Genomic DNA, 14067 nt, shown 5'->3' on the forward strand with positions numbered 1-14067 from the left:
ATGACCGCGCCGACCAGCATCCTTCGCCTCAAATTCCTCCGGGAATCGAGCCGGGCCAATCCGCCGAGCGTCGCCACCCCGGGCTCGGCCGGGCTGGACCTGCGCGCCGACATCGAGGCCGAAACGCTCACCATCGCCCCCGGCGCGCGCGCCGCCGTGCCGACCGGCATCGCCATCGAGATCGAAACACCCGGCCTGGCCGGCTTCGTCTATTCCCGCTCGGGACTTGGGGCCAAGCACGGCCTGACCGTGGCCCAGGGCGTGGGCGTCATCGACCCGGACTACCGGGGCGAAATCATCGTCTGGCTGCTCAACACCTCCGCCGAGCCCGTAACCATCGCCCGCCACGAACGCATCGCCCAGCTCATCCTCGCGCCCGTCGTGCGCCCCATCGTCACGCCCGTGGACGAACTCGGCGACACCGGCCGCGGCGAGGGCGGCTTCGGGCATAGCGGGAGAGTGTAGGGGAAGAATAAGATGAGGGAGGGGGAGAGGGGGGAGAAGATGCCTCCGGCGGCCAGGAGGGGATGATCCCCTCCTGGACCTCCCCGATGGGGCGGGTGGCGCAGCGGTCGGGAATGTCGGACGGCCTGGCGTCGGTGGTGGTGGTCGCGCAATCCGCCCGGCCGCTGCAGGCCGCAAAGCCGGCCAGCTCGGCCGGGCGGATTGCGCGGCCACGGGCGCCAGCGGCGAAGCGCCGCATTCGAGGAAGGCAGAGAACGGAATCCCCCTTTGAACGTTTTTTGAGGGAAGGTGGGGGTCCGGGGGAGGGAACCCCCTTTTTTACAAAAAAGGGGGTTCCCTCCCCCGGAATTCCACTCCGAAGGAGGTTCGTGATGAGCGAAGCGTATGACGCGCTCAAGGCGCGGGAGCAGGCGGCGATCATGAACACGTACGGCCGGTATCCCTTGGCCATCGTTTCGGGCAAGGGCTGCCGCCTCTACGACTGCGACGGTCGCGAATACATCGACCTTCTGGCCGGCATCGCCGTGTGCAACCTGGGCCACTGCCGCGAGGAGATCGCCGAGACGATTTCCGCCAAGGCCCGCGAGCTAGTGCATGTGAGCAACCTCTTCACCCAGCGCGAACAGATCGAGCTGGCCGAGGCGCTGACCGCCACCTGCCACGCCGGCAAGGCCTTTTTCTGCAACTCCGGGGCCGAGGCCAACGAAGGGGCCATCAAGCTCGCCCGGCGCTACATGCGCACGGTCAAAAACCGCGACGCCTACGAGATCGTGACGCTCAGCCACTCCTTCCACGGCCGCACCCTGGCGACGCTGACGGCCACCGGCCAGGACAAGATCAAGTTCGGCTTCGATCCCCTGCCCGAAGGCTTCACCACCGTGCCGGCCGGGGATATCGAGGCCCTGCGCGCGGCCGTTTCGCCCAAAACGGCGGCCGTGCTCCTGGAGTGCATCCAGGGCGAGGGCGGCGTAAACCCCTTTCCTCAGGAATACCTGTCGGCCGTGGCCGCGCTGTGCAAGGAAAAGGACATCCTTTTCATGTGCGACGAGGTCCAGTGCGGCATGTGCCGGTCGGGCAAGTTCTGGGCCTTCCAGAACTACAGCCTGGAACCGGACGTCTTCACCTGCTCCAAAGCCCTGGCCAACGGGTTGCCCATGGGCGCGGTGCTGGCCACGGACGCCGTGGCGGCCGGGTTCGCGCCGGGCTCCCATGCCACGACCTTCGGCGGCGGGGCGCTGGTTGCGGCGGCGGCGGCCAAGACCATCGCCATCATGCAAGATGACCGCCTGGCCGAACGGGCGGCGCGCCTGGGCGATTTCGCCAAGGCGCTGTTCGAGGATGTGCGGGAGCAGTTTCCGGACAAGATCGAGACCACGCGCGGCATGGGCCTCATGCTCGGCATCGTGCTGACCTTCCCCGGGGCCGAGGTCTGGAAGAAGCTGCTCGAGCGCGGCTTCATCCTGAACCTGACCCAGGACACGGTGCTGCGGCTGTTGCCGCCGCTGACCATCGAGCAGGAAGACCTGAAGCTTTTCGCCGCCGCCCTGGCCGACGTGCTGGGCGAAATCTAGCCCTTTCCTTCGCCGCGGGGGTCCGGGGGGCATCATGCCCCCCGGCCGCCGGAGGCCTCTTCTCCCCCGACCTTCCTACCGAAACGCCCGCATCACGAACGTCCAGGCGGACTTGAGCACGCTTTTCACACCTTTGCGCCGGCCCATCTCGATGAGGATGGACAGGCTCTGGCCGGGCTCGCTCATGTACTTGAGCAGCTTCTTTTTGGCCACCCGGCGCGAGAAGATGCCATACCAGCGGTCGATTTCCGCCGCCGGCAGGTCGGGGTAGCCCACCACGCAGGCCCCCATGCCGTCGAAGCTGGTCAGGTCCCTGGCCACGAGGTAGCCGTGTTCGCTGGCCCAGGCATACATGGGCGTGCCGGGATAGGGCACGGCCTTGGACACCTGCGCCGTGTCCACGTCGAGCTCCTCCATAAACGCCATGGACTTGCGGATGGTCGCTTCGGTCTCGCCGGGCAGGCCCAGGCAGAAGGTGGCATGGGTGCGGATGCCGAGCTCCCGGCACCACCCGACCACCTGCCGGCATTTGTCGAGGTTGAGCGGCTTGCCGATGGCCTTCAAGATGCCCGGGTCGGCCGATTCCACGCCGAACTTCATGCCGATGCAGCCGGCGTCGGCCATGGCGGCCAGGGTTTCGCGGTCCACGAACATGGCGTCGCCCATGACCGTCCAGGGGACGGTCAGGCCCCGGGCCTTGATGGCGGCGCACACGCCGAGCACGTGGGCTTTTTTCACCACGAAGCTCTGGTCGTCGAAATAGAACTGCTTCGCCCCGAAGCGCTTGATGCAGTATTCCATTTCCTCGGCGACCTTCTCGGGGTCGCGGGCGCGGTAGCGCGGCGAGGCGTACATGATGTGGCGTTCCTGGCAGTAGACGCAGCCGCAGGGGCAGCCCCGGGAGGAAATGATGTTGATGCAGGGCGAATAGAGGGTGAAGTCCGGGTAGATGGTGGCCGGAAAATCCTCGCGGTCGGGAAAAGGGAGGCTGTCGAGGTCGGCCAGCAGTTCGCGCCGGGCCGTGGCCAGGACGGCACCGTCCTTGCGATAGACCAGGCCCGGGATGTCGGCGAAGTCGTCGCGCCCGGCCAGCAACGCCTCCACGACGTCCTTGACCGTCATCTCGTATTCGCCCATGGCGGCGAAATCGAGGCAGTCGTTCTCCTCGAGCAGGGCGGCGGCGGCCACGGTGGCGTGGTTGCCGGCGATGAGCACCTTGCAGCCCGTGGCTTCCTTGACGGCGGCCAAAAACCGCAGGTCGTCGGCCAGGGTCAGGGCGGCCAGTTCGGTGACGAGCAAATCGGGCTTGCGGTCCGTCACGGCCACGAGCATCTCGGCGTCGGTGAGGTCCATGACCACGCCGTCGAGCCCGCTGCAGGCCGCGGCCGTGTCGCGTTTGCACAGGGCCAGGGCGTAGGCCAGCCAGAAGGGGAAGGGATAGTAGTCGACGGACTTGGCGTAGCCGATGGTCATGGGCCAGCGCGACCCGGCCTTGATGAAGTGGCGCACCTTGCCGTCGGGATCGACCTTGACCCCGGCCAGGTTGGCGAAAAGGACGTTCATGGGGCGACAGCCCTCCTTTGGCGGCCAAAAGCCGCCTCGTCAGGTAGCATCGGCGCCCGCAAAGATAAACCCCGGGGCTTCGTGTCGCCTCCGCGAAGAGGATACACCCTAGCCCCCAGCCAACACCCGGGAAGCGTTCTTGTTTAGGGACGCACCACTAGCGCAACTCCCGCACCCGCACCTCGATGCCGGAATCGGCCAGCAGGGCCACCAGCTTTTGCGGGTCCGTATCGCCGTAGTGATAGGGATACAGGATCTTGGGCGTAAACATCCGGGCCGCCTCGGCGGCCATCTCCGGCGTCATGGTATAGGGCAGGTTCATGGGCAAAAAGGCGATGTCGATATTTTTGAGGTTGGCCATCTCGGGGATGTTTTCCGTATCCCCGGCCACGTAGACCCGCTTGTCGCCGAAGGTCAGGACGTAGCCGTTGCCCCGGCCCTTGGGATGGTAGGGCGTGTCCGGGGCGCGCAGGTGCTTGATGTTGTAGGCCGGCACGGCCTCGATGCCGATGCCGGCGACCGTGGCCGTCTGGCCGTTTTCCAGCACCATGCCCCGCCCCAGGGTGGCCAGGCAGGCCCCGGTGAGCACCAGCGGCGTGTCCGGCCCGGTGATCTTGGCCAGGGCCGCGGCATCCAGATGATCCTGGTGCTCGTGGGTCAAAAGGACCAGGTCGGCCGGCGGCATAGAGGCGTAGTCGCCCACCTTGCCGTAGGGATCGACGTAGACGGCCTTGCCGGCGTAGTCGAACCGCAGCGAACCGTGGCCGATAAAGGTGATGCGTAGCGTCCCGCCGGACGTGTCGTAATCGTCGTTTGCCGGCGCGGCCGCCGTGGCGGGAACCGCCAGGCAACACACCATGAGCCCCGCCAAGGCCAATACTTCCGCGATCATGGCAACCTCCAGGGTTTGCCACATCCCTACCAGATTCCTCGGCCGGGTAAAAGCCCGGCCTACCCCTCACGGTGGTGGCTCAGGGTGTATTTGGTGGACGGGCCGCGGCCGTCCTTTTGCAGGATGCCCCGGCGCACGAGGTCTTGCAGGTCGTGCTGGGCCGTGCGCTGGGGCACGCCGCCGCCGGCTTCCTGGTAATCCTGGCGGGTGAAGGGGCCGTGTTCGAGCAAAGCGCGCAGGGCCTTGCGCTGCCGGCTGGTCAGGGGCGCGTCCAGGGCGGGCTGTTCCACGGCCACCTCGACCGGGAGCTTTTCCATCACGGGCTGGCCATCGACCATCTCGTCCTCGAAATGGATGTCCTCGGCCAGGATGAGTTCGCGTTCGGCCAGGGCGGCGGCCCGGATGATGCAGTTCTTGAGTTCCCGGACATTGCCCGGCCAGGGGTGGGCCTCGAGCTTGTCCAGGGCGCCCCGCGACAGGGCCAGCTCGCCCTTGCCCATGCGCCGGGCAGCCAGGCGCAGGAAATAGCCGGCCAGCACGGACACGTCCGCCTGGCGTTCGCGCAGGGCCGGCGTGGTCACGGCCAGGACCTGGAGCCGGTAGTAGAGGTCCTCGCGGAATTCGCCCGTGGCCACCAGTTCCTTGAGGTTGACGTTGGTGGCGGCCACGACCCGGGCGTCGAAAGCGGTTTCCTCGTCGCTGCCAAGGGGGCTGATGCGGCGCACGGACAGCGCCCGCAGCAGGGTCTGCTGGACGCGGGGGGAGGCGTTGCCGATCTCGTCGAGGAGCAGCGTGCCGCCGTCGGCGGCCAGAAAGGCCCCCTTGCGGTCGCTTTTGGCCTCGGAAAAGGCGCCTTTGACGTGGCCGAACAGGGCGTCCATGAGCAGGTTTTCATCCAGGGCGCCGCAGTTGATGGAAATAAAGGGCATGGGCGCCCGGCGGCTGAGGCGGTGGATGGCCTCGGCGGTGAGCTCCTTGCCGGTGCCGGTTTCGCCGATGATCAGCACGTCGGCGTCGGTGGCGGCGATCTTGCGGATGCGTTCGAGCAGGCGCACCATGGCCGCGCTTTCGCCGACCATGTCCTCCAGGAGCACCCCATCCTCGCCCCGGCGCGATTTTGGCGCGACTAGCGCGACCCGTTCCTTGGCGCGAGCCGATCGCAAGCGTTCATCCTTGGCTTTTATCTCCAATTCCTTGGACATGACCGCCGCGATCAACCGGTTGATGGCGCGTTTGAGGGTGGTCGACTCCAGGTCGCTTTCGGGCAGTTCGATTTCGTGGAGCCGGCCTTCCAGGCGCATCCGGCCCACGGCCTCGGTCAGCCGGGCCAAGGGTTTGGTGATGGCGCCGCCGAGGACCACGACCAGGGCGGTGAGGGTGACGATGGCGCCCATGGTGGTGAGGAACAGGATGTTGATCTGGCCGAATTCCGCCGCCCGGGGCAACAGGCTGCGGTCCACGTAGATGATGCCGCCCACGACCACGGGTTCGGTGGCCTCGCCTTCCAGAAAGCGCACGGGCGCGTAGCCGATGAAGTCCTCGCTGGAGGCGAGCTTGGGCGGCCCGAAATCCGGCTCGCTGCGCTCCATGCCGGACTGGCCCTGCTGCAGGCTGGTCAGGATGCGCCAGTAGCCCTCGTGGCGCGGCCCGGGCCGGAAGGCGCCATCGAAGCCGGGCTTGCCGTGATCGCCGCTCAGGCCGCTTTTGACATCCTCCACGGACAGCCGACGGGTCGGTTCCTCCACGTTTTCCGACTGGAAGAGCATCCAGCCCCGATCGTCCACGAACATGCTCTGGCGGTTTTCCGAGGTACGGCTGAAGCCCAGAATGGGCGAACGGTTGGAATTGTAGAGCGAAAGCAGGTTGCGCACGGCCCGGGCGTCGATGGACAGGATCAGGTAGCCGGCGATGGCCCCGCCCGGTCCGGCCACGGGCGTGGTCAGGCGCAGGATGGCCAGGGTGCGGGGCCGTGGCGCGACGCCAAGGCCCGTGGGCTGGTAGTAGACCTCGGCCAGGTCCGACAGGGCGACCTGGCCCGGGGCGTATTCCAGCGCTTTGCGCGATACCACCAGGGGACTGTTTTTCGCCTTGTTGGCGACATCGGCCGGCATTTCCTCCACGCCCTCGTCGGTACGGATGAAGGCGAACTGATGGTCCCCGTCCTCGCCCACGTAGGCAGCTTCGGCGTACAGCGCCCCCCGGGCGGCGGACGAGCCCTCCATGAATTCGCGCAACCGCTCGCGGGTCACCGGGCGGTAGGACAGGGACAGGATGTCCTCCCGACAACCCTGCAACAGGTTGTCGACCTCGTGGGCCTGGGCCAGGGTCAGGATCAGCGAACTGCGCCCGACGGCCAATTCGATGTAATAATTCGAGAAGAGATTGAGGATGATGCCTGTCGCCGCCAGGATGCCGATGACGGCCGGCAGCAGGAAGACCAGCAGTTTTTTGCGGATGCTCCATTGGGACAACCCTTCGATATAGCGGTCGCTGGGCTGGGCACGACTGTCGCGGCGAAACAGGTGCAGCATGCGTCCTCCTGGGGGGGCAAACGCTTGCGGGATTGGCGCAATACCCTTTGTTTTGCGTTTTTATTGCGCAAAAGGAGGGGGCTTCTGTCAAGCGCTTTTTTTCACGAAATAATTTTTAAGTGTTTTTTCAATAGGATAATCGCGCCGGCACACCCCTTGCTAAGTGTGGCGCATCGTAACGCCCGACACGGCAATAACCTGCGTCCAGGAGGTGGGAAACATGCAGATTCTCGTAGCGTTGGACCAATCCCCGTTTGCGGCGACGGTGCTGGAAAAGGCCATCGCTCTGGCCAAGAACCAGGGGGCGGCTCTGACCATCATGACCGTGGCTGAGGATTTCATGGATATCGGCGACTACATGGACACCGAAAAAGTGACCGAAAAACTGCTGGCCGACGCCAAAGCCAAGGCCGACGCCTACGTCGAGGCAGCCAAGGCCGCCGGCCTTACCGCCAACGTCCTCGTCGACCAGGGGACCTCGCCGGCCGACCTGATCATCGAACAGGCCCAAAAAGGCGGGTTCAACCTGATCGTGATGGGCCACCAGGGCAAGAAGGGCCTGTCGCGCTTCCTCATCGGCAGCGTGGCCGCCCGGGTCGTCGCCCACGCGCCCTGCTCCGTGCTTGTCATCCGCTAACCACAAGGGGAGTTACCATGCTTGCGAAATGGAAGGCGCTTCTGGCTGGACTGACCACGTTCCTGCTCCTGGCCCCGGCCGCGGCCTTCGCCGCCGGCGGCGGCGGCGCGCCCATCGTCATCGTCGCCGACACGCGCAAACTGACAGGCGTCATGGCCTGGTGGGCCAACCTCTACAACGAATCCCACCTCTACTTCACCATCCTGACCGTCATCCTCATTCCGCTGATTGGCGTGATCTTCGGCGTGCTGGCCGACATCATCATGCACTTCATCGGTATCGACCTGAAGTCCCGCGACCTGGCGGAACATTAAAATAACGCCCACGAAGAAAGGAGCATACCATGGACTGGCTATACATTCTCATGCCCATCGCGGGTGTTAAAATCTTCTGGCCCGGCCTCATCATCCTCGGTATCGGCGTGGGCGTCATCGGCGGCTTCTTCGGCATGGGCGGCGCCTGGATGGTCACCCCGGGCCTCAATATCCTCGGCTTCCCCATGGCCTTCGCCATCGGCACCGACATCGCCCACATGGCCGGCAAATCGCTCATCTCCACCATGCGCCACGGCAAGTTCGGCAACGTGGACTACAAACTCGGCTTCATCATGCTGTTTGGCACCATCGCCGGCTTTGAAATCGGCGCCCAGATGATCATGTGGCTGGAGCGCATCGGCAAAGTCGACATGGTCGTGCGCTGGATCTACATGATCCTGCTGGCGTTCATCACCTGGATGGTCTTCGCCGACGTGGCCAAGCGCAAGGCCAAGGACCGGGCCGCCATCGCGGCGGGCAAGGAAGTGGACAAGATGGCCACCGGCCTCGAGTGGCACAAGACCCTGCACAAGATCAAGATCCCGCCCATGATCCACCTCGACGTGGCCGGCATCTACTGCTCCGCCTGGCTGCCCATCGCCGTCAGCTTCTTCACCGGCTGGCTGGCCGGCATCCTGGGCATCGGCGGCGGCCTTATCCGCATGCCCTCCCTGATCTACCTCGTCGGCTGCCCGACCCACGTCGCCGTCGGCACCGACCTCTTCGAAGTCATGATCTCGGGCCTGTACGGCGCCGCCTCCTACACCTACAAGGGTCGCGTCGAGCTCGTGGCCGCCATCATCATGCTCATCGGCGCGGCCATGGGCGCGCAGGTCGGCGCCGTGGCCACCAAGTACATCAAGGGCTACGGCATCCGCATCGCCTTCGGCCTGGCCGTCATCGGCTGCGCCATCTCGGTCCTGCTCAAGCTCATCCCCGTGTACGTGCCGTCCGTCAACCAGATCTGCGACACCATCGCCACCTACATGATCCTCGGCCTGGTTTCCGCCCTGGCCATCTACATCACCTTGAAGATGGTCGAGGGCGCCAAGCGCGAGCTGGCCATCAAGGCCGCCAAGGCCGGCAAGGCCGCCTAGGCCGCAACCGAGAAGGGAACAAAGGAGATCGCCATGCGAAGGACGCTTCAAAAAATGCTGCTGGCCGCCCTGCCCGTTGTCTTCCTGGCCGGTTGCGTCGATTACGGCAAAGTGGACCAGGGCCGTACCGTGGCCGTGGACAAGGAGAAAAAGACCGTCACCATCATCCGGGACAAGGCCAACGACGCCCAGAAGCCCGATTACAACTATCTGCCGGCCCTGACCTATACCTTCCCCACGGAATCCGCCGAGATGGGGCCCGAGCCCAAGGCCGGCCTGCGCATGAAGCTTGACGCCGACAAGTCCGAAGTCGTGCTGTACGATCCGCAGAAGAAGAACTTCGTGACCATCCCCGTCCAGATCGTGGACAAGCAGGAAGGCATCGATTCCAGCCATCCCCTGGTGTACGACAGCGCCGCCGGCAAGGCCAAGGCTTTCCCGGCCGTGGACAAGGACAAGAAGATCGTGACGATCTACTCCGGGCGCCAGAAACTGCTCGTCTCCTTCATACCGCCCGACGAGTACGCCAGCCTGCCGGCCACGGCCTGGGATTCCGGCGACGAAGTCCGGGTCTACTACAAGGATGACGGCAAGGCCCTGCGGTTGATGAACGTCTCCAAGACAAACATCTTCAAGAAATAACCCACACCCCCCGCCAGGCCGTCCCGGTCCTTGACCCACGGGGCCGGGACGGCCCTTTCCCCCAAAGGAGTCCGCCATGCTGTTCGACCGCTCCGCCTCCCCGGCCCCGGAACTCAACGGCCGCCAGCGCCTGGCCGTCATCGGCATGGATGTGGCCGTGCTTGCCGAACTCACCGTTTCCGTCTACATGGCTTCCCATTCCACCGAGGATTTCACCACCGTTTTCCTGAAGGTATTTTTCGCCATGTGCATCCCCACCGTGGCCGCCGGCATCTACGCCATCCGCCGCTTCCGCGACCGCCATCCCGCCGCCGCCCCCACCGAGGCCGGGGCATGACGGAAGGCAAGCTGTTGCGCCGGCGCGCATTTTTCGGCTGGCTGGCGGCGCTGTGCTGCCTGTGCGCCGCCCTGGGCCTGGCCGACAGCTTCCTCAACAGTTTCCGCAGCGGACCCAATACGTTCTCCATGCTGCCCGGCGGCACCGAACGCCTCTCCGGCCCCTTGCCGCCGGAGGCCACCGACGCCTCGGCCCTGCGCGTGCATATCGACCAGCCGGGCGTGCACCTGGTCATGACCACCCAGTCCCAGGGGTTCTGGTTCGGCAACCGCATCTGGCAGGCCGAGGTCAAGGTCGCCCCGGACGCCGCCCCGGGCACCGCCACCATCGTGCTGCGCGACCCCGGCGCAGACGAAAAAGCCCCGGTCCAGGCCTTCGTCATCCGCGTCTTCCCGGACCAGGCCAGCCTCGATGCCGCCTCCAACGCCTACACCCGCCGGCTACTCGGCCTGCATCCCCTGGCCTTCGCCGCCGGAAGCCTGGCTGTCGCGGTCTGCTGCGGCGGCCTGGTCTACCTGACCTCCCGGCGCCTGGAGGCGCTGTGGACGCGCCAGGGCAAGGCCGTGGTCTACATGACCAAGAAAACGCCCGACGGCCTGCTCATCTCCTTTGGCCTGGGCACCGACCACGGGCTCGAAACGGGCGCCACGGTGGCCGTGGCCGACGAGTCGGGCCTGCCCGTGGCCACGGCTTCGGTGGTGCGCTGCGCCGCCGCCGATGCCTCGGCCCTGGTGCTGGGCGAAGGGCGCGTGGCCCTCGGCAACATCGTCAGCCGCCCCGCCGCCGCCTGAGCCGCGGGCTTCCGCCGGTCCGGGCTTTTCGTCGCCCTATCCCCAATTCCCGCCCAAACAAAAAGCCATGCCCGGCCCGCGCCAGACATGGCCCATCACCTTTGCGAGGGGGTCCGGGGGGGCATCCTGCCCCCCGGCCGCCGGAGGCGTCTTTCCCTTCCCTCCCGCTCCCCCTATCCCAGGTTCTTGGCCGCGAAGTCCCAGTTGACGAGCTTGTCCAGGACACCGTTTACGTAATCGGCGCGCCGGTTCTGGTAGTCCAGATAGTAGGCGTGCTCCCAGACGTCGATGACCCACAGGGGTTTGAGCCCCTCCTGGAGCGGGTTGCCGGCGTTGCCGGTCTTGACCACCGCAAGCTTGCCGTCGGGGTTGGCCACAAGCCAGGCCCAGCCGCTGCCGAACACGCCCATGGCCGCCTCGGACAGGGCTTTTTTCGCGCCGTCCAGGCCCCCGAACGAGGCCTCGATGGCCTTGGCCAGCTTGCCGGCCGGTGCGCCGCCGCCGGGCGCCAGGCCGTTCCAGTAGAACACGTGGTTCCAGGCCTGGGCGGTGTTGTTGAAGATGCCGGTGAGCTTGGGGTCCTTGCCGGCGGCCAGGAAGGCCTCCTCCAGGGACTTGCCGGCCAGGGGGCTGTCGGCCACGAGCTTGTTGGCGTTGGTGAAATAGCCCAGCGTATGCTTGCCGTAGTGGAAGCTCACGGTGCGGGCCGAGATGACCGGTTCCAGGGCGTTTTCGGCATAGGGCAGGGGCGGGGCCGCAAACGCCTCGGCCAGGGCCGTGCCGGGGCGCAGGAAGGGGCTGGCCAGGACCATGAGCCCGGCGGCGGCGGACAGACGCAGGACGTCGCGGCGGGAAAAAGACGTGGCGCGCGGCGATGGCATGACGATTCCTCCTTGGCACGGCCCGCACGGCGCGCGGACCCGTGTGCTTGGGTTGGCCCGGGCCGCCCGTGTCCGGGCGGCCCGCTGGATTTGTCGTCAGTATTGCCAGACTTCGCGGCGAAGGGGAATGGGAAACCTTTTTTACGGCCCGGGTTTCGGTGTCGCTGCCGGCGGCGGGGTCTCGGGCGCGCCCTTGTCGGTCGGGCCGGGATCGGTCCGTTCCCGGCCGTGCCCCGGTGGCGGCGGACCGGCGTCCCAGTCCGGGGGCGGCCCCATGCCGGGTCCCGGCGGCGGCCCGCCAAATCCCAAGGGCGGCGGTGGCGGCGGGAAACCGCCCAAATCCCCCGGCCCCATGCCCGGCGGGCCCGGCGGCGGACCATGGGGCGGCCCCATGCCCGGCGGGCCCGGAGGCGGCCCGAACCGCTCCATGGCCTTGCGCCGCTGCTCCAGCCGGGCCATGAGCGCCGTGAACTTCTCGCGCTGCTCGGGAGTCAGGATGGTCTTGACGTCCTCGATACTCTTGTCGATGGCCTCGCGGATCATGGGCTCCTGCTCCCGCCGGATCTTGGCCAGGGAGTCGCCGGTATTGAGCACGATGGGCCGCAGCTTCTCGCGCTGCTCGGCCGAAAGCTCCAGGTCGTCGGACAGGCGCCGCACGACCATTTCGGAAAAATGGCGGGAATCGCCATGAAACAAATCGAACCTGCCCCGCTCGGCCAGGAGCCGGGAGCCGAAAAAACCCGTCACCGCGCCGGAAGCGAACAGCAGCAGCCCGGCCAGGATTTTCGTCGCCGTGGAACGCATGGCGCCGCCTCAGATGCCCAGCAGCGAGACCAGAACCTGGCCGTTGGGGTCGTAAAACAACATCCGCCCGATCTCCTCTTCCAGCCCCGAGCCGAAAACCAGGGCCAGAAGCACCGTGGCCGCGGCCACGAATCCGGCTCCGGCGGCCATGCGCCACAGCACGCCGGTGGCCGCCGCGTCCTCGTCCACCAGGGGCGCGGCCTGGATGGCGGCCAGCACCGAGGCGGCCATGCCCGGATCAACAGGCGCCGCCGGCCGGCCGGCATGGGCCGCGCGCAGCACCGTTTCCAAACGGTCCACACGTCGGTTTTCGTTTCCGTCCATGGAGTCCTCCTTACGTGCCGATGACGTCGCCAAGCAGTTCCCGCAGCTTCCTGCGGGCCCGAAACGCCCGGACCTTGACGTTGGGGACGCTGATGCCGAGCATCTCCGCCGCCTCGGCCACCGGCCGCTCCTCCAGATGGGTCAGCGTGACCACCATGCGGTCCGTGGGCGAGAGCTTGTCCATGGCCCAGGCCAAAAGCTCCCTGGCCTCCCGCCGCGAAGCCGCCTCCTCGGCGGCCTCGCTGGTTTCCAGGGCGGCCGCCTCCTCGGCGAAGGCCCGGCACTCGTCGGACAGCTCGCTTTCCGGCCGTTCCCGGCGCCGGTACTCCGCCCGCCAGAAATCGTGGCAGGTGCGCACCGCCACCTTGGCCAGCCAATGCCCGAAGGGGCTGTCCCCCCGGTAGCCGGGCAGGGACCGGTAGGCCCGCACGAACACCTCATGGGTCAGCTCCGTCACCCGTTCCCGGGGGGCGTGGCCGGAAACGATCCCGGCCACGCGCCCCTGGTACTTCGTCATGAGCCTGGCGTAGGCGTCCACGTCGCCGCCCCGGATATCCACGAGGATCCGGGCGTCCTCCATGTCCACCACCGTTTCGGCCATAACGCTCCGGAGTTTAGTTGCCCGCGCCGGCGTGAGCGTCGATCCACTCATTGACCAACTCGTGGCCGACATGGAATCGCTCCTTGTTCTTCGGCGGAGGCGGTACGTCTTCCTCGGCCCAGGTCTTGCGTTGCTCGGGCGTCAACAAGGCCAGTGTCTTCGCTTCGACCTTGCCCCGCAGCACGGCCAGCTCCTCGCCGGCGTCGGCGATTTTCTTGCTCGCCTGGCGCACCAGTTGCTCGTTGCCGGGGTCGTTGCGCATGATCTCGCGCATGCCGTCGAAGGCCTCGAACATGGCCACGCTGGCGGCCCGGAACGCCTGCCGGTTCTCCTTGAGGATCACGGCCACGTCATGCTTCTGGGCGTCGGTGAGCTTAAGCGACAAGAGGCGGTTGAGCAAACCTTCGGGCCCGGGACCGCCGGGACCGCCCGGACCCGGTCCGGCGGCCACGGCGTAGGCGGAACCGACCAGGATCATCAAGGTCAGCACGCCGTAACACAATTTCTTCATGGAGAGGACCTCCCGCGTAAAATGGGCGGCATGCGCCGTCCGTTGTGCGCGTTTGGTCGCCGGGTATCCCCTCGGGGTTACAGACATCCCGAGGCGGGGAAGAGTC

General features: G+C 66.7%; 16 protein-coding genes. 8 read left to right on the top strand and 8 right to left on the bottom strand.

Features of this window, described 5'->3' with window-relative positions; all coding sequences use genetic code 11:
- Complete coding sequence (gene dut / locus ACP59X_RS23515; RefSeq protein WP_428563251.1) at positions 1 to 465, top strand: dUTP diphosphatase; 465 nt, start codon at positions 1 to 3, stop codon at positions 463 to 465.
- A 371-nt stretch (positions 466 to 836) separates the two neighbouring features.
- Positions 837 to 2036 (top strand): aspartate aminotransferase family protein, encoded by a 1200-nt coding sequence (locus tag ACP59X_RS23520; protein WP_428563253.1) that lies wholly within the window; start codon positions 837 to 839, stop codon positions 2034 to 2036.
- Positions 2037 to 2111: 75 nt separating this feature from the next.
- Here the strand turns inward: ACP59X_RS23520 and ACP59X_RS23525 are convergent, their stop codons facing one another.
- From ACP59X_RS23525 to ACP59X_RS23535, 3 genes are all read right to left on the bottom strand, one after another.
- Positions 2112 to 3599: a B12-binding domain-containing radical SAM protein gene (locus ACP59X_RS23525; protein ID WP_428563255.1), complete on the bottom strand. Its 1488-nt coding sequence runs from the start codon at positions 3597 to 3599 to the stop codon at positions 2112 to 2114.
- 157 nt (positions 3600 to 3756) lie between these two features.
- Positions 3757 to 4491: an MBL fold metallo-hydrolase gene (locus ACP59X_RS23530; protein WP_428563257.1), complete on the bottom strand. Its 735-nt coding sequence runs from the start codon at positions 4489 to 4491 to the stop codon at positions 3757 to 3759.
- 59 nt (positions 4492 to 4550) lie between these two features.
- Complete coding sequence (locus ACP59X_RS23535) at positions 4551 to 7022, bottom strand: sigma 54-interacting transcriptional regulator (protein WP_428563259.1); 2472 nt, start codon at positions 7020 to 7022, stop codon at positions 4551 to 4553.
- Between the two features lie 220 nt (positions 7023 to 7242).
- Between ACP59X_RS23535 and ACP59X_RS23540 the strand changes: the two genes are divergently transcribed.
- The 6 genes from ACP59X_RS23540 to ACP59X_RS23565 all read left to right on the top strand — a co-directional run bounded on the left by ACP59X_RS23540 (position 7243) and on the right by ACP59X_RS23565 (position 10840).
- Positions 7243 to 7659 (top strand): universal stress protein, encoded by a 417-nt coding sequence (locus ACP59X_RS23540; RefSeq protein WP_428563261.1) that lies wholly within the window; start codon positions 7243 to 7245, stop codon positions 7657 to 7659.
- A 17-nt stretch (positions 7660 to 7676) separates the two neighbouring features.
- On the top strand, positions 7677 to 7973 hold the full coding sequence (locus ACP59X_RS23545) for a DVU0150 family protein (RefSeq protein ID WP_428563263.1): 297 nt from the start codon (positions 7677 to 7679) through the stop codon (positions 7971 to 7973).
- A 29-nt stretch (positions 7974 to 8002) separates the two neighbouring features.
- Positions 8003 to 9070, top strand: a complete 1068-nt coding sequence (locus ACP59X_RS23550; RefSeq protein ID WP_428563265.1) for a sulfite exporter TauE/SafE family protein — start codon at positions 8003 to 8005, stop codon at positions 9068 to 9070.
- Positions 9071 to 9103: 33 nt separating this feature from the next.
- Positions 9104 to 9712, top strand: a complete 609-nt coding sequence (locus ACP59X_RS23555; protein WP_428563267.1) for a DUF4881 domain-containing protein — start codon at positions 9104 to 9106, stop codon at positions 9710 to 9712.
- Between the two features lie 76 nt (positions 9713 to 9788).
- The gene (locus ACP59X_RS23560) at positions 9789 to 10049 is read left to right on the top strand and encodes a hypothetical protein (protein ID WP_428563269.1); all 261 of its coding nucleotides are present in this window, start codon (positions 9789 to 9791) and stop codon (positions 10047 to 10049) included.
- Positions 10046 to 10840 (top strand): hypothetical protein, encoded by a 795-nt coding sequence (locus tag ACP59X_RS23565; protein WP_428563271.1) that lies wholly within the window; start codon positions 10046 to 10048, stop codon positions 10838 to 10840. Before ACP59X_RS23560 ends, ACP59X_RS23565 begins: the two co-directional genes overlap by 4 nt.
- 173 nt (positions 10841 to 11013) lie before the next feature.
- Here the strand turns inward: ACP59X_RS23565 and ACP59X_RS23570 are convergent, their stop codons facing one another.
- From ACP59X_RS23570 to ACP59X_RS23590, 5 genes are all read right to left on the bottom strand, one after another.
- A complete protein-coding gene (locus ACP59X_RS23570; RefSeq protein ID WP_428563273.1) occupies positions 11014 to 11721 on the bottom strand; it encodes a superoxide dismutase in 708 nt (235 codons plus the stop codon).
- Positions 11722 to 11862: 141 nt separating this feature from the next.
- Positions 11863 to 12525 (bottom strand): hypothetical protein, encoded by a 663-nt coding sequence (locus tag ACP59X_RS23575; protein ID WP_428563275.1) that lies wholly within the window; start codon positions 12523 to 12525, stop codon positions 11863 to 11865.
- Positions 12526 to 12534: 9 nt separating this feature from the next.
- On the bottom strand, positions 12535 to 12849 hold the full coding sequence (locus ACP59X_RS23580; protein ID WP_428563277.1) for a hypothetical protein: 315 nt from the start codon (positions 12847 to 12849) through the stop codon (positions 12535 to 12537).
- 10 nt (positions 12850 to 12859) lie between these two features.
- The gene (locus tag ACP59X_RS23585; RefSeq protein ID WP_428563279.1) at positions 12860 to 13450 is read right to left on the bottom strand and encodes an RNA polymerase sigma factor; all 591 of its coding nucleotides are present in this window, start codon (positions 13448 to 13450) and stop codon (positions 12860 to 12862) included.
- 13 nt (positions 13451 to 13463) lie between these two features.
- Positions 13464 to 13961: a Spy/CpxP family protein refolding chaperone gene (locus tag ACP59X_RS23590; protein WP_428563281.1), complete on the bottom strand. Its 498-nt coding sequence runs from the start codon at positions 13959 to 13961 to the stop codon at positions 13464 to 13466.
- Positions 13962 to 14067: the final 106 nt, after the last annotated feature.

The sequence above is a fragment of the Solidesulfovibrio sp. DCME genome, assembly GCF_049995385.1.
In the GTDB taxonomy this organism is placed as follows: domain Bacteria; phylum Desulfobacterota; class Desulfovibrionia; order Desulfovibrionales; family Desulfovibrionaceae; genus Solidesulfovibrio.